The 24,492-nt window shown below is 44.8% G+C and carries 28 protein-coding genes; 19 read left to right on the top strand and 9 right to left on the bottom strand.

The window, feature by feature from the left end; all coding sequences use genetic code 11:
- Window positions 1-4: 4 nt before the first annotated feature.
- Window positions 5-943, bottom strand: coding sequence for a hydroxymethylbilane synthase (gene hemC / locus Vt282_RS13125; RefSeq protein WP_162063588.1), 939 nt, complete (start codon window positions 941-943; stop codon window positions 5-7).
- A 344-nt stretch (window positions 944-1,287) separates the two neighbouring features.
- On the opposite strand from hemC, the gene Vt282_RS13120 reads away from it, so the two are divergent.
- Window positions 1,288-3,819, top strand: a complete 2,532-nt coding sequence (locus tag Vt282_RS13120; protein WP_162063587.1) for a class I adenylate cyclase — start codon at window positions 1,288-1,290, stop codon at window positions 3,817-3,819.
- Window positions 3,820-3,871: 52 nt separating this feature from the next.
- On the opposite strand, the gene cyaY is transcribed toward Vt282_RS13120, so the two are convergent.
- Window positions 3,872-4,186 carry an iron donor protein CyaY gene (cyaY, locus tag Vt282_RS13115; RefSeq protein ID WP_162045349.1) on the bottom strand — a complete coding sequence of 105 codons (315 nt, stop codon included), beginning with the start codon at window positions 4,184-4,186 and terminating at the stop codon, window positions 3,872-3,874.
- A 75-nt stretch (window positions 4,187-4,261) separates the two neighbouring features.
- On the opposite strand from cyaY, the gene lptM reads away from it, so the two are divergent.
- Genes lptM through yigB form a run of 6 tightly spaced genes read left to right on the top strand, consistent with a single transcriptional unit; the run spans window position 4,262 to window position 8,877 of the window.
- Window positions 4,262-4,378 carry an LPS translocon maturation chaperone LptM gene (lptM, locus tag Vt282_RS21730; protein ID WP_408647145.1) on the top strand — a complete coding sequence of 39 codons (117 nt, stop codon included), beginning with the start codon at window positions 4,262-4,264 and terminating at the stop codon, window positions 4,376-4,378.
- 58 nt (window positions 4,379-4,436) lie between these two features.
- Window positions 4,437-5,690 carry a diaminopimelate decarboxylase gene (gene lysA / locus Vt282_RS13105; RefSeq protein ID WP_162063586.1) on the top strand — a complete coding sequence of 418 codons (1,254 nt, stop codon included), beginning with the start codon at window positions 4,437-4,439 and terminating at the stop codon, window positions 5,688-5,690.
- A 10-nt stretch (window positions 5,691-5,700) separates the two neighbouring features.
- On the top strand, window positions 5,701-6,531 hold the full coding sequence (gene dapF / locus Vt282_RS13100; RefSeq protein WP_162063585.1) for a diaminopimelate epimerase: 831 nt from the start codon (window positions 5,701-5,703) through the stop codon (window positions 6,529-6,531).
- 13 nt (window positions 6,532-6,544) lie between these two features.
- Window positions 6,545-7,249: a DUF484 family protein gene (locus tag Vt282_RS13095; protein ID WP_162045353.1), complete on the top strand. Its 705-nt coding sequence runs from the start codon at window positions 6,545-6,547 to the stop codon at window positions 7,247-7,249.
- Window positions 7,221-8,141 carry a tyrosine recombinase XerC gene (xerC, locus tag Vt282_RS13090; RefSeq protein WP_162063584.1) on the top strand — a complete coding sequence of 307 codons (921 nt, stop codon included), beginning with the start codon at window positions 7,221-7,223 and terminating at the stop codon, window positions 8,139-8,141. Before Vt282_RS13095 ends, xerC begins: the two co-directional genes overlap by 29 nt.
- A 22-nt stretch (window positions 8,142-8,163) precedes the next feature.
- Entirely contained in the window at window positions 8,164-8,877 is a 714-nt protein-coding gene (yigB, locus tag Vt282_RS13085; RefSeq protein ID WP_162063583.1) for a 5-amino-6-(5-phospho-D-ribitylamino)uracil phosphatase YigB, read from the top strand.
- Here the strand turns inward: yigB and Vt282_RS13080 are convergent.
- Complete coding sequence (locus tag Vt282_RS13080) at window positions 8,874-9,476, bottom strand: tRNA-uridine aminocarboxypropyltransferase (protein WP_162063582.1); 603 nt, start codon at window positions 9,474-9,476, stop codon at window positions 8,874-8,876. The two genes, yigB and Vt282_RS13080, sit on opposite strands and share 4 nt — an antisense overlap.
- The gene (locus Vt282_RS13075; RefSeq protein ID WP_162063581.1) at window positions 9,476-11,035 is read right to left on the bottom strand and encodes a COG3650 family protein; all 1,560 of its coding nucleotides are present in this window, start codon (window positions 11,033-11,035) and stop codon (window positions 9,476-9,478) included. The genes Vt282_RS13080 and Vt282_RS13075 overlap by 1 nt, the downstream gene beginning before the upstream one ends.
- Window positions 11,036-11,073: 38 nt before the next feature.
- Here Vt282_RS13075 and Vt282_RS13070 point away from each other — a divergent pair, with 38 nt between their 5' ends.
- Window positions 11,074-11,526 carry an EVE domain-containing protein gene (locus tag Vt282_RS13070; protein ID WP_162063580.1) on the top strand — a complete coding sequence of 151 codons (453 nt, stop codon included), beginning with the start codon at window positions 11,074-11,076 and terminating at the stop codon, window positions 11,524-11,526.
- Window positions 11,527-11,577: 51 nt separating this feature from the next.
- Here the strand turns inward: Vt282_RS13070 and Vt282_RS13065 are convergent, their stop codons facing one another.
- Window positions 11,578-12,405, bottom strand: coding sequence for a Cof-type HAD-IIB family hydrolase (locus Vt282_RS13065; protein WP_162063579.1), 828 nt, complete (start codon window positions 12,403-12,405; stop codon window positions 11,578-11,580).
- A 115-nt stretch (window positions 12,406-12,520) separates the two neighbouring features.
- Complete coding sequence (locus Vt282_RS13060) at window positions 12,521-13,513, bottom strand: alpha/beta fold hydrolase (protein WP_162063578.1); 993 nt, start codon at window positions 13,511-13,513, stop codon at window positions 12,521-12,523.
- An 84-nt stretch (window positions 13,514-13,597) separates the two neighbouring features.
- Between Vt282_RS13060 and rhtB the strand changes: the two genes are divergently transcribed.
- The 7 genes from rhtB to Vt282_RS13025 all read left to right on the top strand — a co-directional run bounded on the left by rhtB (window position 13,598) and on the right by Vt282_RS13025 (window position 19,899).
- A complete protein-coding gene (rhtB, locus tag Vt282_RS13055) occupies window positions 13,598-14,215 on the top strand; it encodes a homoserine/homoserine lactone efflux protein (RefSeq protein WP_162045361.1) in 618 nt (205 codons plus the stop codon).
- Window positions 14,216-14,242: 27 nt separating this feature from the next.
- Window positions 14,243-15,469, top strand: a complete 1,227-nt coding sequence (locus tag Vt282_RS13050) for an EAL and HDOD domain-containing protein (protein WP_162045362.1) — start codon at window positions 14,243-14,245, stop codon at window positions 15,467-15,469.
- Between the two features lie 144 nt (window positions 15,470-15,613).
- The gene (locus Vt282_RS13045) at window positions 15,614-15,955 is read left to right on the top strand and encodes a metalloregulator ArsR/SmtB family transcription factor (RefSeq protein ID WP_162063577.1); all 342 of its coding nucleotides are present in this window, start codon (window positions 15,614-15,616) and stop codon (window positions 15,953-15,955) included.
- Between the two features lie 19 nt (window positions 15,956-15,974).
- Window positions 15,975-16,976 (top strand): ArsJ-associated glyceraldehyde-3-phosphate dehydrogenase, encoded by a 1,002-nt coding sequence (locus tag Vt282_RS13040; protein ID WP_162063576.1) that lies wholly within the window; start codon window positions 15,975-15,977, stop codon window positions 16,974-16,976.
- Window positions 16,977-16,988: 12 nt separating this feature from the next.
- Window positions 16,989-17,480 (top strand): cyclin-dependent kinase inhibitor 3 family protein, encoded by a 492-nt coding sequence (locus Vt282_RS13035; RefSeq protein WP_162063575.1) that lies wholly within the window; start codon window positions 16,989-16,991, stop codon window positions 17,478-17,480.
- Between the two features lie 70 nt (window positions 17,481-17,550).
- On the top strand, window positions 17,551-18,768 hold the full coding sequence (gene arsJ / locus Vt282_RS13030; RefSeq protein ID WP_162063574.1) for an organoarsenical effux MFS transporter ArsJ: 1,218 nt from the start codon (window positions 17,551-17,553) through the stop codon (window positions 18,766-18,768).
- A gap of 117 nt (window positions 18,769-18,885) precedes the next feature.
- On the top strand, window positions 18,886-19,899 hold the full coding sequence (locus Vt282_RS13025; protein ID WP_162063573.1) for an acyltransferase: 1,014 nt from the start codon (window positions 18,886-18,888) through the stop codon (window positions 19,897-19,899).
- A 33-nt stretch (window positions 19,900-19,932) separates the two neighbouring features.
- On the opposite strand, the gene Vt282_RS13020 is transcribed toward Vt282_RS13025, so the two are convergent.
- Window positions 19,933-20,265 carry a DUF2500 domain-containing protein gene (locus tag Vt282_RS13020; RefSeq protein ID WP_162045368.1) on the bottom strand — a complete coding sequence of 111 codons (333 nt, stop codon included), beginning with the start codon at window positions 20,263-20,265 and terminating at the stop codon, window positions 19,933-19,935.
- Window positions 20,266-20,588: 323 nt separating this feature from the next.
- On the opposite strand from Vt282_RS13020, the gene Vt282_RS13015 reads away from it, so the two are divergent.
- The 4 genes from Vt282_RS13015 (at window position 20,589) to Vt282_RS13000 (ending at window position 23,487) form a co-directional block, all read left to right on the top strand.
- Window positions 20,589-20,954, top strand: coding sequence for a DUF4145 domain-containing protein (locus Vt282_RS13015; RefSeq protein WP_162063572.1), 366 nt, complete (start codon window positions 20,589-20,591; stop codon window positions 20,952-20,954).
- Between the two features lie 935 nt (window positions 20,955-21,889).
- Window positions 21,890-22,513 (top strand): lysoplasmalogenase, encoded by a 624-nt coding sequence (locus Vt282_RS13010; RefSeq protein WP_162045370.1) that lies wholly within the window; start codon window positions 21,890-21,892, stop codon window positions 22,511-22,513.
- A 69-nt stretch (window positions 22,514-22,582) separates the two neighbouring features.
- The gene (locus Vt282_RS13005) at window positions 22,583-22,816 is read left to right on the top strand and encodes a YecH family metal-binding protein (RefSeq protein ID WP_162063571.1); all 234 of its coding nucleotides are present in this window, start codon (window positions 22,583-22,585) and stop codon (window positions 22,814-22,816) included.
- A gap of 83 nt (window positions 22,817-22,899) precedes the next feature.
- Entirely contained in the window at window positions 22,900-23,487 is a 588-nt protein-coding gene (locus tag Vt282_RS13000; RefSeq protein ID WP_162045372.1) for a YhgN family NAAT transporter, read from the top strand.
- 49 nt (window positions 23,488-23,536) lie between these two features.
- Here Vt282_RS13000 and Vt282_RS12995 read toward each other — a convergent pair whose 3' ends face one another.
- Together Vt282_RS12995 and rsmD are read right to left on the bottom strand one after the other, a co-directional pair.
- Complete coding sequence (locus Vt282_RS12995; protein WP_162063570.1) at window positions 23,537-23,803, bottom strand: DUF1145 domain-containing protein; 267 nt, start codon at window positions 23,801-23,803, stop codon at window positions 23,537-23,539.
- A 9-nt stretch (window positions 23,804-23,812) separates the two neighbouring features.
- Window positions 23,813-24,412 carry a 16S rRNA (guanine(966)-N(2))-methyltransferase RsmD gene (gene rsmD / locus Vt282_RS12990; protein WP_162063569.1) on the bottom strand — a complete coding sequence of 200 codons (600 nt, stop codon included), beginning with the start codon at window positions 24,410-24,412 and terminating at the stop codon, window positions 23,813-23,815.
- Window positions 24,413-24,492: the final 80 nt, after the last annotated feature.

Here is a 24,492-nt window from a genome sequence, read left to right as displayed (position 1 = left end):
AGGTTTACTCGTGCTCTGCGTAAAGCTTAGTTAGAATTTCACGGGCACCATTGTCGAGTAGCTGATTCGCGAGTTTTATACCCATTTCTTCAGCTTGAGAGCGAGGTCCACGGATTTCACCACGCACGATTTTGCTACCATCAGGCTCGCCAACCAGCGCACGCAACCAAAGCTCGTCGCCATCTAGCAATGAATAGCTGCCGATTGGAACTTGGCAACCGCCTTCAAGCGTTAAGTTCATTGCTCGCTCGCTCTTGACGCGATCAGTTGTATCCGCATGGCTTAGTGGTTCAAGCAGTTTAATAAGGCGCTCGTCATCGAGGCGACATTCGATACCTACGGCACCTTGGCCAACAGCTGGTAGTGACTGTTCTGGCTCAATAAAGCTTGCGATACGTTCTTCAAGCTTCAGGCGTTTTAGGCCAGCCGCTGCAAGTACGATCGCGTCATATTCACCCGCATCCAGCTTACCTAGACGTGTGCCCACGTTGCCGCGTAGTTCTTTAATCACAAGATCTGGACGGTATTCTTTCAGTTGGCATTGACGACGTAGGCTGCATGTACCGACAACGGCACCTTGTGGCAATTCATCGATGCTGGTGTAGGTATTTGAGACGAATGCATCACGCGGGTCTTCACGTTCACAGATAGTGACAAGACCTAGGCCTTCTGGAAAGTCCACTGGTACATCTTTCATTGAGTGCACCGCAAGGTCAGCGCGACCTTCAAGCATGGCCACTTCTAGCTCTTTGACGAAAAGACCTTTACCACCAACTTTTGCTAGTGGTGTATCTAGAATGATGTCGCCTTTTGTCACCATTGTGACCAATTCAACTTCAAGGCCAGGGTGGGCGGCTTGCAGTGCGTCCTTAACGTAGTGCGCTTGCCATAGTGCGAGCGGGCTTTGGCGAGTAGCGATTCGAATTGGGGCTGTCGTTGTCATATTGGCCTGTTTTGAATTGGTGATTGATAGACTAATCCTACCACTGAGCGCCTGAAAAATTTACTGTTCTGTGTATCGAATCGGTAAATGGCGTTGAGGTAGCATGAATATCACAATTTATTGTGATAAAAGTCTCGTTTGTGAATAGGATGATTATTAGAAAAAGCGGTTACATACCAAACTAGGCTTTAGGAAATTCACGGATGTTAAAGACAAAACAATGTAGAATCGATCGTACAAATCTTTACCAATTAAAATAAAATGATAGATTGATCACGTTTTGTTGGCGCTTTAGCCGAATTATTGAGCAAGGCGTATAGTAGGAAATAACCAAGGAATCTCCCTTGCAGGCTTACACTGAGAAGTTAATTCAAAGATTAGACGATCTGAACCGGCAGCGTATCGAACGCGCGCTGGCACTTATGGATTTGCAAGCTCAGCGAGTCTTTCATCTTATTCCTACGCTTTTGCATTACAACCATCCTGTTTTTCCTGGTTATTACGACGCTCAAGTTCCTCATGGCATCTATGATTTTCAGCTCAATTCTGAGCAACAGCAATTCGTAGAAGACACTGAACTCACCATTGGTCAGCCACTCTCTGATAATCCTAATCCAGCCATTTTAGCCCTTTATACAATGGGCAGCACTTCGTCTATCGGTCAAAGTACCTCAAGTGACTTGGATATTTGGGTGTGTGTCTCACCACTAATGAGCCGTAACGAACGCGAGTGCTTGAACAACAAGTGTTTGCTGATAACCGATTGGGCGCAAAACCTTGGGGTGGAAGCGAACTTCTTTATCATGGATGAAGAGCGCTTCAAGACCAACCGTTCAGAAGAGATGACCGGTGACAACTGTGGCTCATCACAGCATATGTTGCTATTGGATGAGTTTTATCGCAGTGCCGTGCGTTTGGCTGGTCAGCGCCTATTATGGCAGATCGTGCCACCAGAAATGGAAGCGTGCTACGACGAATACGTTCACGAACTTTGTAACAGAGGTCAGTTGGATTGCAGTGCTTGGATTGATTTTGGTCAGTTGCACCGTATTCCAGCGGAAGAGTATTTTGGCTCAAACTTGTGGCAATTATACAAAAGTATCGATTCGCCATATAAGTCAGTACTTAAAGCGATTTTACTCGAAGCGTATTCGTGGGAGTACCCTCATGCACAGCTACTTAGCCTAGATACCAAGCGCCGTTTCTTTGCTAACGATGGCGATGTTTATGGCACCGATGCTTACTATTTGATGCTAGAGAAGGTAACGCGCTACTTAGAACGTATTGGCGACACCACACGCCTTGATTTAGTTCGTCGCTGTTTCTATCTCAAAACACATGAAAAGCTGTCGCGTGAACCCGGTGCGGGCTCCGTGCAGTGGCGTCGCGACGTACTTACACATTTAGTTAGCCAATGGCAATGGACTCCGGATGTTATTGAGGAGCTCGATAACCGTCGTCATTGGAAAGTTGAGCAAGTGAAATTAGTGCACAATTCACTGCTTGATGCACTCATGCTCAGTTACCGTAACTTGATCCAATTTGCACGCCGTAATGACATTACCTCGGCGATTAGTCCGCAAGACATTAGTATTCTTGCACGCAAGTTGTATGCTGCATTTGAAGTCTTGCCGGGTAAAGTGACTTTACTGAACCCTCAGATTTCTCCAGACTTACATGAACCTGAATTGACCTTCATTGAAGTGCCGCAAGGACATTCCAATACATCGGGTTGGTACTTATACAAACAACCATTGCAACCGCTACGTATTCTTGGTCAGCCCTACCTCGAGCACAATGAATACTTGAGTAAACTAGTGGCTTGGGCTTTCTTTAATGGTTTGATTACTGAATCGACGCACTTGAATGCGGTGATTCGTGATGCTCACTTAGACATCGACAAGTTTTACCAAATGGTGAGCGATCTACGTAATACCTTCTCACTGCGTAAACGCCGCCCAAGCATGCAAGCGTTGGCAAGCCCATGTGAGATTAGCCAGCTCGCCATGTTTATCAACTTTGAAGAAGATCCAACCGCAGAGCTAAGTGGTAAGGCGCTTAAAGTTGATTTGAAAAACATTGATGTCTTTAGCTACGGTCCTGAGCAGAAATGCTTGGTGGGTAGTGTGGATCTGGTTTATCGCAATTCTTGGCATGAAGTGCGTACTTTGCACTTTAAAGGTGAGACAGCGATGCTTGACGCGCTGAAAACCGTATTGGGTAAAATGCACCAAGATGCGTTGCCACCAGAATCGGTTGATGTGTTCTGCTACAGCAAAAACTTACGTGGTGTGATGCGCAATATGGTGTATCAGCTGTTGGCAGAATGTATCGATTTACGTTTGAAGCCGGTTGAACAAGAAAAGCGTCGCCGCTTTAAAGCATTGCGTATTGCTCAGCAAATGTTTGGTCTGTTCTTTGAGCGTCGTGGCGTGTCAGTACAGATGTTGGAAAACTCAGTCGATTTTTATCGCAGCATTTCAACCAACAAACTTAAAGGTTCGCCGCTGCTGATGTTGGATCAAGATCAGGATTACGCGTTGCCAGAGATCGTCGATCATTGTGCGAGTGAAGGTTTAGTGCAGTTCTTCTTTGAAGATACCGATAAAGGCTTCAACATTTATGTCTTAGATGAAGCGAACCGCGTTGAGGTTTATCACCAATTTAACGGTGGTAAAGATGAAATGATCGCAAGCGTGAATAGTTTCTACACCTCGGTGCGAGATGACAACCAAGTCGCATCGAAATTTATTAACTTTAATTTGCCGCAGTACTATCAAATCGTTTATGACGCTGAAGATGGTGAGCCGTACATCGTGCCATACCGTAATGATGGGGCGACGTATGTAAAGCCAAATCGCGCGGTTAACGCTTAATAACAAAAAAGAGCACTCAGGTGCTCTTTTTTACATTGTTCTTTTTTGACGCTTACACCCAGTCGATGTCTTCAGCGGCGTGTTTTACACACTCTTGTTTAACCATCGCAATCAGCTCTAACCCTGTTTTTGAGCAAATCCATTGTTGGTCAACATAAGCAAAGTGGAAGCCGCCTGAACGAGAAGCAAGCCAGATCTCTTTCATCGGTTCTTGACGGTTGATAATGATTTGACTGCGATCTTCAAACTCGAGAGTCATTACGTTACCCGATGTTTCGTAATCGATATCCGCACCTGAATCATCAATCATTTCTTCGATGAATTGCATTTGTTCATCCGCAAGTTGATGAAATTCTGTATCGTTCATCTTGTCTATCCTATTGCTTTTCCTGAGTGTGGTGCGATTATAGGGGGCATTGAAAGAATAATCACGGTTAGACCTATGAAAAAATCAATCTTAGCTCTATTTATTGTCTCGATGTTGGGTTTGGCTGGTTGTGGTCAAACAGGCCCGTTATATATGCCTGATGATAATCAACAAAACGAGCAAACGCAGTAAAATCACCATAAGCAAGAAGCTTCGTGATTCACCAAGATAAAGATAAAGGGAAAGCACATTGGATTACTTCAATTATCAGGATGATGGCCAACTATGGGCCGAAGAGGTTCCTCTTTCTGACTTAGCTCAGCAGTTCGGAACTCCGCTATACGTATATTCTCGCGCGACAATTGAGCGCCATTGGCATGCCTTTGATAAGTCTGTGGGTGATCATCCACATTTGGTGTGCTTCGCGGTTAAAGCGAACTCTAATATTGGTGTGTTAAATACATTGGTACGTTTGGGCTCTGGTTTCGACATTGTCTCTGGTGGTGAGTTAGAGCGCGTATTAGCGGCGGGCGGCGACCCAGGCAAAGTAGTGTTCTCAGGGCTAGGGAAGACCGAAGCAGAAATGCAGCGTGCGTTGGAAGTGGGCATTAAGTGCTTTAACGTTGAATCTGAGCCAGAACTTGAGCGGTTGAATAAAGTAGCCAGTGAAATGGGTGTGATTGCTCCTGTGTCACTGCGCATTAATCCAGATGTAGACGCACACACGCACCCTTATATTTCGACTGGTTTGCGCGATAACAAATTCGGTATCGCTTTTGATCGCGCACCTGCGGTGTATCGTCTTGCACATAGTCTTGAACATCTCGATGTCAAAGGCATTGATTGCCATATTGGTTCTCAGCTGACTGACATTGACCCATTTATTGATGCGACCGATCGCTTGCTTGCACTGGTTGATGAGCTAAAAGCGGAAGGGATCAATATTCGTCATCTTGATGTGGGTGGTGGGCTTGGCGTTATTTATCGTGATGAGATGCCACCACAGCCATCGGAATATGCAACGGCATTACTTGGTCGCTTGCAAAATCATCAGGATTTAGAATTAATCTTTGAACCTGGGCGTGCGATTGTCGCGAATGCAGGCGTGTTGTTGACCAAAGTCGAATTCCTTAAACATACCGAGCATAAAAACTTTGCCATTATCGATGCGGCGATGAATGATCTGATGCGCCCGGCGTTATATCAAGCTTGGCAAGACATTGTTCCTGTTTGTCCACGCCAAGGTGAAGCCAAAACCTACGATGTGGTTGGAGCGATTTGCGAAACCAGCGATTTTCTAGGCAAAGATCGCGCGTTGGTATTAGAGGCTAATGATTTGCTGGCAGTGCGCTCTGCTGGAGCATATGGCTTTGTAATGGCGTCTAACTACAACACTCGCACTCGAGCGGCAGAAGTGATGATTGATGGTAATCGAGCTCACTTGGTTCGTAAGCGTGAGGAGCTTTCAAGCTTATGGGAGCTTGAAAGTGTATTACCGGAGTAAATGAGACAGTATGCATTTCCACTTTTCTAAAATGCATGGTTTGGGGAACGACTTTATGGTCGTTGATTGCATCACCCAAAACATTTTTTTCTCTCCTGATTTGATCCGCCGTATGGCGGATCGTCATACAGGGGTAGGCTTTGATCAACTGCTGGTGGTTGAAGCGCCTTATGATCCGGAAACCGATTTTCACTATCGTATATTCAATGCCGATGGTAGTGAAGTCGAGCAATGTGGCAATGGAGCACGTTGTTTTGCACGCTTTGTGCGTATGAAAGGTTTAACCAACAAATACAGCATTAGCGTAAGTACTAAGAAAGGCAAAATGGTGCTCCACATCGAGGAAGACGATCAAGTCACCGTGAATATGGGTGTCCCTGAATTCGAGCCAAATAAAATTCCATTTAAAGCCAAACAGATGGAAAAGACCTACATCATGCGCGCGGAAGATAAGACGCTGTTTTGTGGTGCGGTAAGCATGGGCAACCCTCATGTAGTCACAGTGGTTGATGATGTCCAAACCGCTGACGTAGAAACGCTAGGGCCTTTACTCGAGTCACATGAACGCTTTCCTGAACGAGCGAATGCTGGCTTTATGCAAGTGGTTAATCGCAATGAGATTAATCTGCGCGTTTATGAACGCGGAGCGGGTGAGACACAAGCGTGTGGTAGTGGCGCCTGTGGTGCTGTCGCCGTGGGTATTTTGCAAGGTTTGCTTGATGAGGATGTGACCGTACGTCTTCCGGGCGGTGAGCTGCAGATTCAATGGCAAGGAATGGGTAAACCGCTATATATGACGGGCCCTGCTACGCATGTTTTTGATGGTCAAATTAACTGTTAACTAAGGATTGTTTGTGTCACACATTGAAGCGGATGCTTTAACTGCAGAAGTTGTCGCAGAGTATCTGCGTGATAATCCAGATTTTTTTGTTCAGCGCCGAGAATTGGTCGATCGACTGGCACTGCCGATGCAGGAGCAAGGCGCGGTATCACTGGTTCATATTCAACTTAATCGCCAACGTCAGCGGATTGAAGAACTCGAAGAAGAGATTACTACGCTGATGTCGCTGGCAGCGAATAACGATAAAACCTTTCACGAATTTATGCAGTTGCAAGAGCAGCTTTTAAAGTGTGACAGCTTATTGGAAGTCATCAAAGAAGTTGAAGCGAAAGCGAAGGCGCTCGGTTTACTCGCATACGTGCGTCTATTTGATGCACCGTCGAAACACTATCAGCTGAGCTACGAGCATTATCAGCGTTTTGCTACCAATAACCTCAATGGTAAATCGGCGTATTTAGGCCGTATGCGCAAAGCAGATCGTGAGCTTTTATTTGGTGAATCTAATCGTACCCCTGAGTTGGGGTCTTACGTTGTGCTACCTTTAGTAAAAGGTAAAATACAGGGCCTTATCGCTTTCTCTAGCGATGATGGCGGGCATTTCCAGCCTCATATGGATACTCTCTTTTTACGCCATCTGGCACTCGTTCTTTCGTATTTGATTGTAACCTTGCCATGGCAAGTGGACATTAATGAACAAATCAGTACAACCTCTGCCTAACAGCCTGCAAACGCCCTTGGATCGCTTCTATGAATACTTACGAAGTGAAAAAGGGCTGAGTCTTCACACTCAACGTAATTACAAGCAACAATTAGAAACCATGGCTCAGCATTTGCTGAGCATGGGTGTCAAAGATTGGACCCAAGTGGATGCAGCATGGGTGCGTCAACTCGCCAGTAAAGGCATGCGTGAAGGAATGAAAGCGAGTAGCTTAGCCACGCGTCTGTCATCGTTACGCAGCTTTTTTGATTTTCTAATTTTACGCGGAGAACTCTCTGCCAACCCAGCAAAGGGTGTCAGTGCGCCGCGTAAGAAACGTCCGCTACCGAAAAACCTCGATGTCGATGAAGTGGGGCAGCTGTTAGAAGTGACGGATGACGATCCATTATCGATTCGCGATCGCTCGATGATGGAGTTGATGTATGGCGCAGGTTTACGTTTGGCTGAAATGGTCAGTGTTAACGTCAAAGATGTTAGCTTGTTTAGCGGTGAGCTGCGTGTGGTTGGTAAGGGTGATAAAGAACGTAAAGTCCCATTTTCTGGTCTCGCTAAAGAGTGGGTGGGGAAATGGTTAAAAGTGCGTTCAGGGCTTGCTAATCCGGATGAAAAAGCGCTGTTTGTTTCTAAGCTTGGTGTGCGTATTTCGCATCGCAATGTACAAAAACGCATGGCGGAATGGGGACAAAAACAAGCGGTGGCGAGTCATATTAGCCCGCATAAACTTCGACACTCTTTTGCGACTCACATGTTGGAATCGAGTAATAATCTACGAGCGGTGCAAGAGCTGCTTGGGCATGAAAATATTTCCACCACGCAAATCTATACCCACTTGGATTTCCAACATTTGGCACAAGTGTATGACCAAGCGCATCCGCGAGCCAAGAAGAAGTAACTAACAACGAAAAGGTGATGTGATGAAGTTCTATCGTCAGTTAGCACCAATCAAAGCGATGAGTTTTGATTTGGATGACACACTTTACGATAATCGTCCGGTGATCGCGCGTTTAACGCGTGATGCAAATGCGTGGCTACACCTACATCATCCGATCAGTGCCACACAAAACGAGGCATGGTGGCAAGCACTTAAAATGCAGTTGGCTGAGCAAGATAACTGGCTGTATAGCGATGTGGCGCTTTGGCGCCATACCACCATTTATCAAGGTCTACTGCTTTTAGGTTATTCAGCGCAACAGGCACGACAAGCGGCCGATGATCTGATGGCGGTCGTTGTAGAGCTGCGAAGTGATTTTAGTGTGCCGACAAGCACTCACCAAGTATTGGCGGAATTAGCTGACAAACGACCATTAGTGGCGATTACCAATGGCAATGTCGATGTCGAGCGCATTGGATTAAGTGACTATTTCAGTTTGATTTTGCGCGCAGGTCCAAATGGTCATGCCAAGCCACATGCAGATATGTTTACTCAAGCTCAACAATTTCTTACTTTGCCACGTGAACATATTTTGCATGTTGGCGATCATCTTACTACCGATGTCGCTGGCGCGAAGAATAACGGTTTTCAAGCTTGTTGGATCAACGACCAAGGTTTAAGCGTTCGCCACGAAAAACATGCTTCGATATTGCCTGACGTTGAAATTGAGCGCCTAGATGAGCTGTTACAGCTTTAATCTTTTAACGCATGGCCGCTTTTATCGGCTTTAAAGGCGCGCATGTAGTAATGGAAGAAATCACTGAGTTGTCGAGCAGGTTCTATTAGCCCTAATTCTTTAACGATCTCCGTTCCCACCTCAAGGGTGCAAAGATGCCCTTGTTGCTGGTTACGACGCAATTGATAGTCTGACTGTTCGTTGGGTTGAATGTGTACGTGTGGCAGTTCTGCCAACCAAGCACTTTTGCGCAGCATTTTCCCTGCTTCTTGCCAGGTTCCATCCAATATGATCAATAACGGACGTTTCTGCTCGGCTTGCGTTGCTGTTTTTGCCTGCTCTATCGTTACGCTCTCTTCACTTGGAAATAGCAAGTAGGGCTGATACTGCTGACTATTGATTAACGCCATGAGCTTCGGGCAGGGGGCTTTACGTTGCCAGATATGTTGGCTGGTGGAAGCAATGGCTTTGATTAGCCATTGCCCGGTATTGGTGTCGCGCGTGAGTTCATTTTCATGCATCAACAAAGCAATATGTGCAGGAATATCAAAGTGTGGCAATAAGTGGCAAACACATTGATGGTGCAGGCCGCAGCCTGCACATGCATGAGGCGCTGACATTACAGCTTGGCTCCTTCTTGTTGTGGTACTAAGCCATCACTGAACAGAGTGACGGGACTTAGGTTATCTTGGCTCGCAATTGGTGCCGTACTTGGATTCAGAGGGTAGCTGATGCCGTTATAACGTAGTTGATGCAGCTCTGGCGTCGCGCCACCACCACGAACGGGCATAATTAAATCACGCCAGCCATTCTGGCTTTGCTGTCCGACGTAAAATGGCGTATTAACCAAGGTCATGCGGCTATTGAAACGCCATTGTTGCTGATGGTTCTCAAATACCAATAGCGTACAGCCGCCACTGCCACACCAATCGAGCAGCGTGAGTAACTCATCTTGTCCGTCGCCATTGAGATCATAGGTAAGCCAACGATATCGAGTCTCTGCAGGGTCAGTTTTGTGCATAGTGAAATAGTTACGCAGCGCGCTATCTACTTTGGCATCAAACTGAGCACTGGACGTAACCGCGAGCGCTTCAGTTAGCGGAGCTGGTGAGGCTGGTGGTGTCGTGATTTGATCGGCACTGAATTCTTGCTTGGTTTTAAATAGAGTCAAGCCGCCATCAGCGATAGGATAAACCACATCCCCCACTTTTTCTTTATCGGCAGTTAATTGATAACCATCGCGAATGAACAAGCGCTCTGATAACAATGGTTGTTGTTGATGGTGAGTCATCACCACTTGCACTTGTTGTGGGCTTAGCTGTTGCCAATAACCGCGTTCAACTAAATCCCCGCTGTTATCTTGATAACGGTAGGTAGTGGTGGCCGAGTGATCACTTAGCATATTGAGGATGACACTAAAGCCAGCACTTTGAGTCGAGGTCGCTTGGTAGGTACCAGTCCAATTTAACGTCGCATCTTGATTCGATAGAGTCGCACAGCCGTGGTACTGCTTTTCGCCAACTTGAAGTGAGGCACTCCAACCATAAATGCTGTCGCTCATACCGTCGTTGCAACTGCGCAGATTTAGTTCTAATTGACCGTTTGCAAAGTCATAACGGCGGCGGTTCGCTTCGAAACGAGATTGGGTGACAGCAAAGTTTTGCTTTTGACCACCCATAGGTTGAAAGCTAATTTCGCTGTTATTGAAGTCTAATGACCAAAATGGTTCATTACCAAAAGCGCGATTTTTTTGCAGTGGGCGTTCGCAGCGGTTTGGGTTTTCTGCGGTGAGCAAGTTAACTTGTTCCACGACAAATCGAGCGTCATAGTCGGCATCAAAGCCATCGCGACTGGAGGTTTCGAGATAACCAATCATTTCACCATACATAGGTTGGTATGGCGCAGAGATCAGAGCCTGGGCTTGCATAAACTTGTCGTGATCGATCGCTAACCAATACTGCTTTTCACTGCCACAAGGTTGAATAGATTGCGCTTCATGACCAAGGACTACCTCACCACGCATCACGAAAGTTTGTGGTTTTATGGTATTGGGTTGTTCTAAACTGGCTACGGTGACTGATGTCTCAGTGGTCGGCTGAGCTGCCTCATCGCTTACCATTGAACAAGCCTGTAAAGTCAAAAGGCTGACCAGCATCACAGGGGTAGTTAATGCCTTCATGCTATCTCTTCCCTAATCGGATTTAAACTGGAGACATTATGGCATATTGGTTGTTTAAAACTGAACCAGATACCTTCTCTATTGACACGTTGCGAACACAAAACATTTCATGTTGGGAGGGTGTCCGAAATTATCAAGCGAGAAATATGCTGCGGGATGAGGTCAAAGTGGGGGATCTGGTGCTGATTTATCACTCATCTTGCAAAGACGTGGGCGTGGCAGGTATCGCCAAAGTCGTTAAAGAGGCTTACCCTGACCATTTTGCATTTAATGTTGAAAGTGATTACTTTGATGCCAAGTCTTCACCGGATAATCCGCGCTGGTTTATGGTTGATATTGCCTTTGAGAGAAAACTGTCGCGAGTGATTCCGCTGGCTAAACTCAAAGCGATGTCAGAACTTGAGCAATTACCGTTAGTAAAGCGAGGTAATCGCTTGTCGGTGATGCCAGTATCGGAAGAAGAATGGCAGGCGATTTTACACCAAGAGTAATTGCAACAAAAAGGCAGCGAGTGCTGCCTTTTCAGGGGAACATGTTACGTCTTACAGTAAGTTGTCTTGTAGGTAGTGCGCAACGGCATCATCTGCGTTGCTGCCGATTACTTGATTGTTTGGCAATGCTGCTTTGACTCGTGCATGAGCGGTTTCCATCACCAAACCACGACCAGCCATTTCAAGCATCTCTACGTCATTCATGCCATCACCAAAAGCGATACAGTTTTCAAGGCTTAAATCTAAGGATTCAGCAATCACTTTTAGTGCGTCACCTTTTGATACATCAGCAGCCATAATCTCTAAACACCAAGGCGTTGAGAAGGCGATATTTAATTGGTCGCCAAACTTCTCATTCAGTTTCTCTTCGAACTGAACCAAATACTCGTGATCCATATCTGGGTGAGTAAAGAACAGTTTAGCAATGCCGTCTACTGGCGGATTGTCAATGTCGTATAAGGTGTAGCTAAAACCTGAATCTTCATGAAAGTCACGCAACAGTTCATCATCACGGTTTAGCATCCATTCATCATTGCGGTAAAGATGGATAAAGATTTCTGGATCAACTTTGATCGTGTCGATCACCGGCTGAACCAAGTCCATTGGTACGTTGTTGCTGTACATCAAATTGTTATTTTGGTCGTGCACGCGTGCGCCGTTTGATGTCACCATGTACGCTGGAATGCCAACTTGTTCACGAATGCCAGCTACATCAATATGATGGCGACCGGTTGCAAAGATAAAGGTGAAGCCTTGGTTATGAAGATCTTTCAAAGTTTGCTTAGAAAACTCGCTAAGTTTGTGGTCTGGCGCGAGTAGCGTTCCATCAAGATCTGAGGCGACAAGTTGGAATGGAGTCTCTTTGCGTGTAGTGGTCATATTGCCCTCATGTGAACAGGTTGTCGCAACTTGAGAAGCCAAATTGCGCAAGGCGCATTTTACTCCAATTGAGGAACAAAAAAGAGGGTAAAAAATACGCCCTCTTTTTCCTTATTTAGTGATGCTGCGCAAAAAATTGCAACGCGGTATTCAACGCTTGATTGCGATATTTGTCCTTTTCAAACAACAGCTCATGGCGTGCTTGATGAATAATCTTTAACGCACAAGTTGCGTTGGTTTTTGCTAGTTTTTTTACCAGAGCGATTTGCGCTTGATTCGCTACCACTTGGTCATCGCCTGCTTGCAATATTAATAGCGGTACTTTGATTTGACGTGTCAGCAATAGGCACTGTTTGCAAGCCAGTAAGCTTTGCCATACCCAGCGAGCACTCGCGCCCCCAACTTGTAATTCAGGTTTTTGTTGATAGAGCTGCCTAAACCAGTGATAGCGCACATCACTTTGGCTCAGTAAATTGCCCTCAAACGGTTTTGGGTAGTATGGAACTTGCCCGGGTGCATAATTCGGCTCAGCATGAATGGCGGTAAGGATCTGGCCAACCCAGTGAGCGATGGGTTTTAAGTACCATTTAAGATTGACGCCAAACATAGGTGCGCTTAACGCGACCGCGGTAAATGGGTGGCTAGGACGTGTCTGTATATAACGAGTGGCAATATTGCCGCCCATCGAGTGTGCAAGGAGATAACGACTTCGATAATTCTGCAGTTGAAAGTGCTGCACCATGAGTTCCAAATCATCGACATAGTCATCAAATTCTTCGACATAGCCAATATCCTGATTTTTCACTAAGCGCTCGGATAACCCCTGGCCACGATGGTCATAGCTATAGACATCAAAGCCTTGGCGAAACAAATCAAACAGAAGTTCTTGATATTTTTCACAGCATTCAATTCGGCCATTGACGACCACGATCGCTTTTGTGTGTTGTTCTGAGGTAAAAGAAACCCAGTAAAGTTTGCGCTTATCGCTTGAACGTAAGAAACCTTGATTACGACCCTGCCAGAACTCGGCAATTTCACCGGTAATGGCTTGCTCAAATTGAGGCTCTTGAGTATAAGAAAGCGAGTTGGCTGCGTGCATAGTGGTCATAGGGATAAGGCCTAAACTTCTTTGGGTATACAACAAGTTTTAATTATGTTTGGCTAATGACAATTAGTCGAGAGGTATTACGGCATGGAATGGCATGTTTGGTTGGCTTATGTGGCCACAGCGATTGTATTTAGTCTGGCTCCGGGCTCAGGCACGGTAAATTCGATTAGTAATGGTTTGAGTTATGGAACGCGCAAATCATTGGGGGCGATCATCGGTCTACAAATTGGATTAACCTTCCATATCGTTTTAGTTGGCGCTGGTATTGGGGCATTGGTCGCACAATCAGCAATGGCCTTTTCTGTAATTAAGTGGGTTGGTGTTATTTACTTAGTTTGGTTAGGTGTTCAAAAGTGGCGCGACCACAGCAGTTTCACTACGCAACGCGATAATATACCGCGTAGTGGTTTCTCTCTAATGTGCAGTGCGATTGCGATTAACTTGACCAATCCTAAATCGATCGTGTTTTTGGTGGCGTTGTTTCCACAGTTTATTAATCCGAGTCAGCCACAACTGATTCAATTTGTAATTTTGGGCGTGACCACTGTCGTAATTGATGCATTTGTGATGCTGGGTTACACAACATTAGCCTCGCAAATGGGGCGATACATTCGTTCTGAACGAGCAATGGCGAAGATTAATAAGCTGTTTGGCTCAATGTTTATTGGTTGTGGCGCATTATTAGCCACAGCGAAATCCTAACAAACTGACATAAGTGATAAATAGTGCATGAAGCAAACCTACGTGGCGCGACAACCAATCCTCAATACTCGCAGGCAAACCCTCGGGTATGAGTTGTTGTTTCGTGATGGTGTCGAGAACGCCTATCCAGCCCACGTAGAATCAAACCGAGCGACTTATCGTTTAATCGCTGAAAACTTTTTGACTATCGGTACTAATCCTGCCCTTGCTCACTCTCGTTATTTCGTCAATTTCCCCTATCAAAGTTTGCTCCGCCGGCTACCGCTAACATTGCCAAAAGACAAAATAGTGATTGAGGTACTAGAGACTTGCCAGCCTACCGATGAGCTCTATCTTGCTCTACGTGAACTGCGCCAACAGGGCTACATGTTGGCACTGGATGATTTTGTCTACACCCCTGAATGGGAGAGGTTTCTTCCATTAGTTCATATTGTGAAAATCGATATTAGTGCGTTGGGGTTAGAGAACTCATGTGTGTTTGTAAAACAGCGCTTGGCTGGTGGAAGTAAACGTAAATACCTTGCAGAGCGTGTTGAAACAGAACAAGAGTTTAAACAGGCGCGTGAAGCGGGCTTCCATTTCTTCCAAGGGTATTTTTTTGCTAAACCTGAAATGGTTGAGCAACGGTATATCAGCCCTGAGCAAGTGATTGCGATGGAATTATTCCAAGAGGTATGTAAGGACGAGGTGGATTTTGCAAAGGTGGAGCAGATAGTCGCCAGAGATGTGGCGCTGTCATATAAGCTGCTGCATTTTGTGAACAACCTTTCCGATCGTTTAGAGGTTACGATTTCTTCATTTCATCAGGCGCTAGTTTACTTAGGGCAAGAGCGATTAAAGATGTTTGTCTCGCTCACTGTTGCCTCATTTATTTCCAATAAAAAACCGCGTGAACTTTTCTATCTTTCATTGCAACGCGCGCATTTCTGCTCCTTGATGTCTGCACATAACCCTTTGCAACAACATAAAGAACAAGCATTTCTTATTGGGTTGTTTTCGATTATTGATGCGATGTTTGATCTATCCATTGAAACACTACTCGAACAACTCCCACTAAATAGAGCCATCAAACAAGCCCTGCTTGAGCGCCAAGGGCCTTATGGCATCTTACTCAATATTGAAGAGTGTTATGAGAGGGCAGATTGGCAAGGCATGCAGCAAGCTTGCGCTTTGCTCGATTTACCGCTTGAAGATGTGATGTCTAATATTGCGAAAGCTCAGCAGTGGAGCCAAGCCATTAACAAGATCAATTAATCTTACGATACCAGCACGCCTAGAAGTCACCTGAGTATAATCGTCGTCCCTAGATGAAACTTTTATGACAATGCGAAATGAAGCTTGATCCTTGGTTAAAAATGATCAAATATATATGCATATCCATATATGAGGATGTTGTTAATGTTGCCACATCAGTTTTTTAAATTGCTTTCCGATGAAACTCGCGTGCGTTGTCTTATGCTTATCATGCGTGAAGAGTGCTTATGCGTCGGCGACCTAACTCAGGCTCTTGAAGAGAGCCAGCCAAAAATTTCCCGACATCTAGCTCAACTGCGCTCAAGTGGCATTTTGGTCGACGTGCGCCAAGGCCAATGGGTGTTTTACCGCCGCAATCCATCATTGCCGGGTTGGATGAATAAATTGATTGATGATCTTGTTGCTTCAAACTGCTTAAAAACGGAGTACCAACAAGATATCGATAGATTAAACGCAATTCAGCAGCGTCCTGTCTGCTGCCAATAACTGTAGAAGAGACTTAATTATGACAATTAAAGTAGGTATTAATGGCTTTGGCCGTATTGGTCGCCTTGCGCTACGTGCTGCGTTTGACTGGCCTGAGCTGGAGTTTGTTTTGATCAATGATGTCGCAGGCGATTGCAATACTTTGGCACACTTACTGGAATTTGATTCAGTGCAAGGCCGTTGGAACCACGCAGTTACCACTGATGGTGATGAGATGATTATTGCGGGTCAACGTATTCAAACGACTCGTGAAAAAGAGATCGACGCGGTTGATTGGTCTGGCTGTGATGTGGTGATTGAAGCAACAGGTAAACACCGTAAAACTGAATTTTTGAACAAGTACCTAGCACAAGGCGTTAAGCGTGTTGTGGTCTCTGCGCCAGTGAAGGAAGAAGGCATTGCCAACATTGTTGTCGGTGTTAACGATGAGATCTTTAATCCGGATGTTCACCGCATTGTCACGGCGGCATCGTGTACCACTAACTGCATTGCGCCAGTAGTGAAGGTTATTCATGAAAAACTGGGTATTGAGCAATCATCATTTACCACCATTCATGATTTAACCAATACTCAAACCATTTTGGATGCGCCGCATAAAGATCTGCGCCGCGCTCGAGCTTGCGGTATGAGCTTAATTCCGACTACGACGGGTTCGGCAACGGCTATTGTAGAAATCTTCCCAGAGCTTGCGGGCAAAATTAATGGCCACGCAGTGCGTGTGCCGCTTGCTAACGCCTCACTGACTGACATTATTTTTGATGTGAAGCGCGATACGACAGCGGAAGAAGTAAATGCGCTACTAAAAGAAGCGTCAGAAGGCGAACTTAAAGGCATTTTAGGTTTTGAAGATCGTCCATTGGTCTCGATTGATTACAAAGGTGACCAACGCTCGACTATCGTTGATGCGCTTTCGACCATGGTGGTTGGTACTCGCATGGTGAAAATCTATGCTTGGTATGACAACGAAATGGGTTACGCGACACGTACCGCAGAGCTAGTACGTAAAGTTGGTTTGGTATAGGAGGAAATGATCATGACACATCCAACATGGCAGCTTGACGTTGAACAAGGCGCGCTGATTTTGACGCCTTGTCCAGGTACTAAAGACGCATCACTATACGCAAGTCTTGAACAGTTAAAAGAGCAAGGTGTACAAGCCATTGTGACGGCATTAGACGATCATGAACTGGCCGAGAAAAATGTTTCTCAACTGGGCTCACTCACTCAAGAGCTTGGCATGCAATGGTTCCAAATTGAAATTGAAGACGATTGTGCTCCTGATGAAAAATTTGCCGCCAAATGGCAAGCTGCTGCGCCAACTCTGCACGAGATTGTGGCGCAAGGTGGTAAGGTCGCTATGCACTGTATGGGCGGCTCGGGCCGTACAGGTCTTCTGGCTGCGCACCTTCTACTTGAACGCGATTGGGCTTTGGCTGACATCATCGCTCAAGTTCAAGCGCTGCGTCCTGGCGCGTTTACCAAGCCAGTTCAAGTTGAATACATTGAGCAGGTTGCTCAAGCTTAATCTTTAGTTCTAGAAGCTTTTGGATCATGGGTGACCAAAAGCTTCAATTGCTGTTCATACAAGGTGGCTTATGTTTGCCAATTTGAGCAAAAGTGTTCGTCAGTACATGCTGGTGACCTTTAACTATTGGAACTTTACTGTTACCGATGGCGCCCTGCGCATGCTGGTGGTGTTGTATTTTCATGATTTGGGTTACAGCACGCTAGAAATTGCCTCTCTTTTCCTTTTCTATGAATTCTTTGGCGTGGTCACAAATTTAATTGGTGGCTGGCTTGGCGCAAGACTTGGTCTTAATAAAACCATGAACCTTGGTTTGGCGATGCAAATTATTGCCTTAGCTATGTTGGCGGTGCCAAATGCATGGTTAACCATTCCTTGGGTTATGCTCGCGCAAGCGATGTCCGGTATCGCTAAAGATCTAAATAAGATGAGTGCTAAGAGCTCGATTAAAACTTTAGTTCCGGATGATCAACAAGGTGCGCTCTATAAGTGGGTAGCCATTTTAACCGGCTCAAAGAATGCCCTTAAAGGGGTTGGCTTCTTTGTTGGTGGTCTGTTGCTATCGCTGGTGGGGTTCAAAGTGGCAGTGTTGCTGATGGCGGGCGTACTGAGCTTAGTGCTGTTCGGTAGCTTACTTGGCCTTGAAAGTGATATGGGCAAAGCAAAAGTTAAGCCGAAGTTTAGTCAAATTTTTTCAAAATCAGAGTCGATCAACATTCTTTCTGCGGCCCGCATGTTCCTGTTCGGGGCTCGTGATGTGTGGTTTGTGATTGCATTGCCAATTTATCTTGGCAGTACGTTTGGTTGGGAACACCTATGGGTGGGAGGCTTTCTTGCGCTTTGGGTGATTGCTTACGGCTTTGTTCAGGGCCTTGCTCCAAAGATCACTGGGAAGGCACAAGGTCGAGTACCAGATGGAAGTGCAGCATTAGTTTGGGCGGGTTTGCTCGCGGTGATCACTGCCGGTATCGCCTATGCGGTGCAAATTGGCTGGCAGCCGCAATTGGTAATAGTGGTCGGCCTGATGATTTTCGGTGCTGTATTTGCAGTCAACTCGTCGTTGCACTCTTATCTTATCGTTAGCTATGCCAAAGGTGATGGTGTGTCATTGGATGTAGGCTTTTACTATATGGCTAATGCGATGGGACGCTTGATCGGCACAGTTCTCTCTGGTTGGGTATTTCAAATGGCGGGCTTGGCTGCCTGTTTGTGGGTGTCATTTGCCTTCTTGGCGATTACTACGGTCATTTCTCTTAAATTACCGAAATTGGAGCAAGCATCGAGCTGATAACAATTGCTTGAATTAACACTCTTACTAAAAGCTGGCGAAACCCTTACTTGTTATTGGTTTAGTCAGCTTTTTTGTTGCTATAGTCAATACACTGAAATAAGTGATTGTTGATTTATGAGAGAACGCGTCCAATTTTTTGACCTGCTACGCTGTGTTGCTGCTGTTGCTGTCATCGCTATCCATGTATTGGCACCATACCGCCATGAACTCGGTGTGATTCCTTTTGACCAATGGGCAAGTGCTGTCTCCATTAACAGCGTTAGTCGTTGGGCGGTACCGGTTTTTATCCTAATTACTGGTGCGCTGTTGCTCAGTGATAAGCGGGATTTTGATCTAGGCTACTACATGAAACGTCGCCTGGGTAAAGTGTTGGTGCCATTTCTCGTTTGGTCGCTGTTTTATGCATTTCTATCTGGTTGGACGGCTCAAGGTTTCAATGGCAGTGAAGTGACGAAAGTTTTAACCCATAGTTACGATCACCCAACCTATTACCATCTCGGTTTCTTTTATTACTTTATCCCACTTTATTTTTTGATCCCGTTTTTTCAAGCGACGGTTAAACACGGCAATATAGAAGCGCTGGTGGTATATGTATTGATTTGGTTGGTGACAACTGGGTTGTACCTCTTTGGCATCAACGGAGTGTGGAACCTTGAGTTATGGTTGTATAGCGGCTACTTGCCCCTTGGTTACTTGCTATATAAGCATGTACCTCTCAAGTCTTGGGTCGTAAATAGCTTCATTTGGCTGGGGATATTCGCCTTATTGATCACAGCCTTTATGGTTTTAACGCATAGTATTGAATTATGGAAATATACGGTTGGACGCTGGTTATCCTATAAGACGCTAAACGTTGTCGCAGCGGCGAGTATGATTTTTATTGCCTGTCGCTATTTTAGTGATTACCTATCTGCAGGTGCACATAAAGTGGTGGCATTGATCAGTCAACACAGTTTGGGTATCTACTTACTCCACCCCATCTTTTTATGGCCGATGAAAGCTTATGGCTGGCATGAGGGGCACCCTCTATGGGTGATTCCAATGTGGGTCGTGCTCAGTGGTGGGGGAGCGCTAGCATTGAGTTATTTGCTAGCGCAGAGCAATAAGACCAAATGGTTGTTGCCTTGATTATGCTGATATCACTATACAAGGTGTATGGGGTTATGGACGTTTGAGTGCGAAATGGAGGAATTTATCACCTTGGTATGTGAGCGTCCCTTTATCCCCCGGATTCAAAGCATGGAAGTAATGAATACCAACTTGAAACTCACGTTTAGGGCCTACACGGCCACGTTGAACGTAGATCCAATACTCTTGGTCATCTTGGCCTGGTTCGGCATTTTCAATATCAATCGCTTGTTTATCTAGAATCGTTACGTCAGCCTTTTGTTCTGGAGCATCTTCTCCCTGCATATGACGACGATAAAAGCTAATAAAAAACCAACCAGCTAAAAGCCCTAGCAATGCGATCGCGACAAAAATGGTGATAGGCATTCGTTTCTTCCTTGGAGTTGCAACATGGCATTCTAGCTATTTTTTTAGTTCGATGTTGACTAAGCTCTGAGATATAAAGCACAGATTGCTCATAGCAAAAATAGATTTTCGATCGATATCACAGTTGATTGCGTTAATAACTCGTGAATTCAGTCATGAACACGCAATTGATAGGTAGGAATGATCTTGCAACTTGTTATATTAGAAAGAGAATAAGGAGACGATTGTTGTATACACTGACCACTTAAAGATCAAATGACGGAAGTAATCCGGTTGAATGTTAGCGTCTTTAGGTATGTGTATACTTGGCAGGGAGATAAGTTATGTCAGACATCGATAGCGTGATTACACGCACTCGTAAAATCGAGCATCTGCTGCGTACTCAATATCACGCGGAAGGCAAAGGCTTACATCAGTTGATCACCAGCTGTGAAGAGCGTTTGCCTCATCAAGTGATTGGAAAACTACGCTATATCGCGACGATACGAAACAAAATTGTCCATGAATACGACTATAAATTAGATAATCGTCGTGACTTTTTGTCTACTTGCGATGAGTGTGAAAAAGAGTTAACTCCAAGAAGTAGCCGTTTTATTTGGCGAGTTGCTATTTCATTGATGACGTTGATTACCTTGGCGGCAATGCTGTTTTATTACGCGCATTGGGATGTTTTATCGAAGCACTTCTGATAATTCAAAATAAGTCGATAAAACCAGTAGTTTCGTTGAGAGATAGAAAATTAGATTTGCGCTTAGATTATGAACAGAGTTTGTTCATTGTTGAGGCATAAAGCAAAAAAGGGACGCCATTAGGCGTCCCTTTCTTTTTTGTAATTCGATTAGTACATCATTGGCAGAATCATTAAGCCAACAACAACTGCGATCATTACAAGTCCTTGTTTTTGTGAAGAAGTAATCATAATTCTGCTCCATTTTATTGATGTTATATTCTATGTAATAAAGAATAGCAGAGTTTTGGTGGTTTGATCAACAATCAACTTGATAACACCTTAAAAACAAATTAATAGTCTCGATTATTACGGTTAATCCTTTGCTTTAGGTTGTTGGTTTCGCTGTTTTGAATGAGCTCAGAACTTGTCTTTAATGCAACATCCAGTTTAACTTGTTGTTTTTATTTAAAATAAATCGGATTACTTTGTGTTCTATATTTTTCTTTTGTTTTATTGGCTTCGGATGAAAGTTGTCGATTTAAACTGATTTGTATCATTTTATGTTTTTAGATGAGTTTTATTGGAATAAATTCTCATTTGGCGAGATGATTTTTGATGAAATGACCAGTTAATTGAAAATGTAAGACAAGAAAACGTGGGTTTGAATTCTATAAAACTAAAATGCAAGCATAAGACTCTGATTTTATTAAAATTTAATCTGTATCTGTAGGTTGGTGATATTTAGCCATAATGATTTTTGTCTAAAAAACACAGCGCGATTGTTTAGTGATAGAAAACGCCTTAAAAGCACAGGTTAATCTATTGATTTACTGTGCGGCATTCGGTTTCTTGGCCAGTATGCAATCGTAATCAAGATCCAATATTTGTCGTTGAAGGATGGACAAGTTCGATGTGCCCCCTAAACTAGCGATTCGATGTCATAGGGGTAGCATTATGTGGAGTTGGCTAGCGGTTTCCTTGTCAGGTTTTATTTCAATTACATCCATTGAAAATAATCAGCCGAAGCAAGCAATATTTTTCTCCTGTTTCTCGATGCTACTATTGCTTTGTATGTTGTGGGGGCAAGGCAATCTAGTTGGACGCGCAGAGTGGTGGGTCTCACTCGGGCTTATTATTTCAATGGTGGCTGATGGCCTCTATATCACCAAGCGCTTCAAACGAATCTGTTTCGCCAGTTTTATTGCTGCGCAACTTTGTTACAGCACGGCTTTTTGGTTGGTGTTGTCTGGCCAAATTATCTGGTGGTTGGCGGCGATGCTTCTTGCTATGGGGATTGTCGCGTTCTTCTTGTTACTTCCCAAAATTGACAGGCTCATTTTTCCTGTTGTGATTATGGGAATGGTGTTGCTACAACTCAACTGGGTTACGGGTGAGTTTTGGATGTACCAAAAAAACACGGCCGCGTTGTGTGCCTTTATCGGTAGCCTGACCTTGACCACCTCCGCGGTTATGCTCGCGATTCATGATTATCGCCAACCTATTGTGTTCGGGCGTTATCTCATTTCGGGTAGTTATCTTCTGGCGCACTGTTTGATTACGGCATCCTTCATTATCTAACATCAAAGACGTGCTACACCAAGCTGAGTTATGCTGTGTGCATGATTTCATCCGTTAGGAGTTATAAATATGAGTGAAATTCACGCACATAAAGTACTGAACCTTTTACGTGAAAAACCAATGACTGAATCTGATCTACGCCAATCGGTGATCGAGGAATTTGGTACAGAGGCACAATTCCGTACCTGTAAGTTATCGGGCTTTGATTTTGAAAAGCTATTTGCCTTCTTTGTGGAACGTCAAAAAATCATTCAGCAAGGTGGTGTCTGGGTGGTGAATCAAGAGCGAGTTTGCGGTCATTAATCTTAATCGTGAGGGAAAGGAATCTCTCAGGCAAGGCTGGTCATTAGCGGTTATACTTCGCGGCAAAGTCTTGGAGGTAATTAATGGACATTCTTTCTGCGGCGACGTTGCTGTTTCTAATCATGGACCCACTGGGTAACCTACCGATAGTTCTTTCAATCTTAAAGCATTTAGAGCCAAAGCGACGTCGAATCGTATTAGTTCGTGAACTGTTTTTTGCGCTAGCTATTCTGTTATTGTTCCTTTTTGCTGGCAAAAACATCATGGCGTTTTTGCATGTACAACCCGAAACCCTGAGTATCTCGGGCGGGATTATCTTGTTTATCATCGCGATTAAGTTGATTTTCCCATCGGCGGGGAGCATTACGGGTTTAGCGGCTGGTGAAGAGCCATTTATTGTCCCTATGGCGATTCCGATGCTAGCTGGTCCATCAGTGATTGCGACTATTTTGCTGCTCTCTAGCCAACACCCAGACAAATTGTGGGAGCTTTCAGGAGCGGTAGCCATCGCATGGTCAGCAACGTTTGTAATTTTAATGTTCTCCGGCGTGTTACATCGATTGTTAGGTGAGCGAGGATTAAAAGCCATTGAGCGCTTAATGGGGTTATTACTGGTGATGATTTCCACTCAAATGCTATTAGATGGTTTGAAGAACTACCTTAGCCTCTAATCAAATTGGGTTAATTAAAAAAGCCGCTCAATTGAGCGGCTTTTTTACATCACATCATATACTTACGGCGAATGTCGAGTAGGGCGAAAATACCAAAAATCAGTATTGACCATTTCTCCCAGCCGCTCATGTTTATTTTATCGCCAAAGGCACCAATAAAGATCAGCATTTGCAGTCCATGCATCATGAATAAGAAAGCAGTCAAAATGTAGAGTGCAATTGCTGCGTTACCTGGAAAAGGCATAAAAAAGTTTAGTATCAGAACAAACCACACAAAGCCAATCGCGGCTTTCGCTAACAAAATCAGTGCTTTCATTTACTATCCTTATGCTGATTGTCGATGGTATAGGCGGAAGCTGACTTGTCCTGCTGTTTTTTCTCGATGCAGGTGCCAGTGTTCGGGTAGATCTTCAATGGCCAGCTCTTTTTCTGTTTCAATATAAATCATCGCATCGTCGGCTAACCAACCATTTTGCTCAAGTAAGCTGATAGTTTCACTGAGTAGGCCTTTACGAAACGGTGGATCGATAAACACCACATGATGGGGTGTGCCAGCTTGGCTCAGATAATTAAGTGCATCAGTATTTTTTGCCACGATATTGTTGGCTTTAAGTGACGCAATATTCTGTTCTAGCTGCTTGAATGCCGCCGGGTTAAGCTCAATCAAGGTGACTGAGTCAGCTTGGCGCGATGCGGCTTCAAAACCTAAACCGCCGGAGCCGGCAAATAGGTCTAAACATTTCGCTTGCGGCACATCCTGTGCTAACCAGTTAAATACCGTTTCTTTAACGCGATCTGTGGTTGGACGAAGTCCTTCGGCATCGTGAACAGGCAATTTTCGTCCACGCCATAAGCCACTAATAATTCGAACAAAGCCGGTTGAAGGTTTTTTTTGTGATGTGTTTTGCTGGCGACGTCTTACCATAGATTTTTTGACCGCTAATAAAGTGATACTATACCCAGTCGCTCAGCGTTTACGCGCTGAGTACAGCCTAATTTCATTGA

The sequence above is a fragment of the Vibrio taketomensis genome, from assembly GCF_009938165.1.
Lineage (GTDB): Bacteria > Pseudomonadota > Gammaproteobacteria > Enterobacterales > Vibrionaceae > Vibrio > Vibrio taketomensis.
The sequence above is the reverse complement of the archived record's forward strand: the minus strand, read 5'-3'. Positions and strand labels throughout refer to the sequence as shown.

Excerpts from the sequence above, each read along its gene's own strand:
- Vt282_RS13000 (WP_162045372.1), top strand. The coding sequence starts at position 22,900 with ATGGACATTCTTTCTGCGGCGACGTTGCTGTTTCTAATCATGGACCCA.
- yigB (WP_162063583.1), top strand. The coding sequence starts at position 8,164 with ATGAAGTTCTATCGTCAGTTAGCACCAATCAAAGCGATGAGTTTTGAT.
- rsmD (WP_162063569.1), bottom strand. The coding sequence starts at position 24,412 with ATGGTAAGACGTCGCCAGCAAAACACATCACAAAAAAAACCTTCAACC.
- Vt282_RS13015 (WP_162063572.1), top strand. The coding sequence starts at position 20,589 with ATGTCAGACATCGATAGCGTGATTACACGCACTCGTAAAATCGAGCAT.
- rhtB (WP_162045361.1), top strand. The coding sequence starts at position 13,598 with ATGGAATGGCATGTTTGGTTGGCTTATGTGGCCACAGCGATTGTATTT.
- hemC (WP_162063588.1), bottom strand. The coding sequence starts at position 943 with ATGACAACGACAGCCCCAATTCGAATCGCTACTCGCCAAAGCCCGCTC.
- Vt282_RS13005 (WP_162063571.1), top strand. The coding sequence starts at position 22,583 with ATGAGTGAAATTCACGCACATAAAGTACTGAACCTTTTACGTGAAAAA.
- lptM (WP_408647145.1), top strand. The coding sequence starts at position 4,262 with ATGAAAAAATCAATCTTAGCTCTATTTATTGTCTCGATGTTGGGTTTG.
- xerC (WP_162063584.1), top strand. The coding sequence starts at position 7,221 with ATGAACAAATCAGTACAACCTCTGCCTAACAGCCTGCAAACGCCCTTG.
- Vt282_RS12995 (WP_162063570.1), bottom strand. The coding sequence starts at position 23,803 with ATGAAAGCACTGATTTTGTTAGCGAAAGCCGCGATTGGCTTTGTGTGG.
- Vt282_RS13080 (WP_162063582.1), bottom strand. The coding sequence starts at position 9,476 with ATGTCAGCGCCTCATGCATGTGCAGGCTGCGGCCTGCACCATCAATGT.
- Vt282_RS13075 (WP_162063581.1), bottom strand. The coding sequence starts at position 11,035 with ATGAAGGCATTAACTACCCCTGTGATGCTGGTCAGCCTTTTGACTTTA.
- Vt282_RS13010 (WP_162045370.1), top strand. The coding sequence starts at position 21,890 with ATGTGGAGTTGGCTAGCGGTTTCCTTGTCAGGTTTTATTTCAATTACA.
- Vt282_RS13020 (WP_162045368.1), bottom strand. The coding sequence starts at position 20,265 with ATGCCTATCACCATTTTTGTCGCGATCGCATTGCTAGGGCTTTTAGCT.
- Vt282_RS13070 (WP_162063580.1), top strand. The coding sequence starts at position 11,074 with ATGGCATATTGGTTGTTTAAAACTGAACCAGATACCTTCTCTATTGAC.
- Vt282_RS13025 (WP_162063573.1), top strand. The coding sequence starts at position 18,886 with ATGAGAGAACGCGTCCAATTTTTTGACCTGCTACGCTGTGTTGCTGCT.
- Vt282_RS13045 (WP_162063577.1), top strand. The coding sequence starts at position 15,614 with ATGTTGCCACATCAGTTTTTTAAATTGCTTTCCGATGAAACTCGCGTG.
- Vt282_RS13065 (WP_162063579.1), bottom strand. The coding sequence starts at position 12,405 with ATGACCACTACACGCAAAGAGACTCCATTCCAACTTGTCGCCTCAGAT.
- dapF (WP_162063585.1), top strand. The coding sequence starts at position 5,701 with ATGCATTTCCACTTTTCTAAAATGCATGGTTTGGGGAACGACTTTATG.
- cyaY (WP_162045349.1), bottom strand. The coding sequence starts at position 4,186 with ATGAACGATACAGAATTTCATCAACTTGCGGATGAACAAATGCAATTC.
- Vt282_RS13060 (WP_162063578.1), bottom strand. The coding sequence starts at position 13,513 with ATGACCACTATGCACGCAGCCAACTCGCTTTCTTATACTCAAGAGCCT.
- Vt282_RS13050 (WP_162045362.1), top strand. The coding sequence starts at position 14,243 with ATGAAGCAAACCTACGTGGCGCGACAACCAATCCTCAATACTCGCAGG.
- arsJ (WP_162063574.1), top strand. The coding sequence starts at position 17,551 with ATGTTTGCCAATTTGAGCAAAAGTGTTCGTCAGTACATGCTGGTGACC.
- Vt282_RS13035 (WP_162063575.1), top strand. The coding sequence starts at position 16,989 with ATGACACATCCAACATGGCAGCTTGACGTTGAACAAGGCGCGCTGATT.
- Vt282_RS13040 (WP_162063576.1), top strand. The coding sequence starts at position 15,975 with ATGACAATTAAAGTAGGTATTAATGGCTTTGGCCGTATTGGTCGCCTT.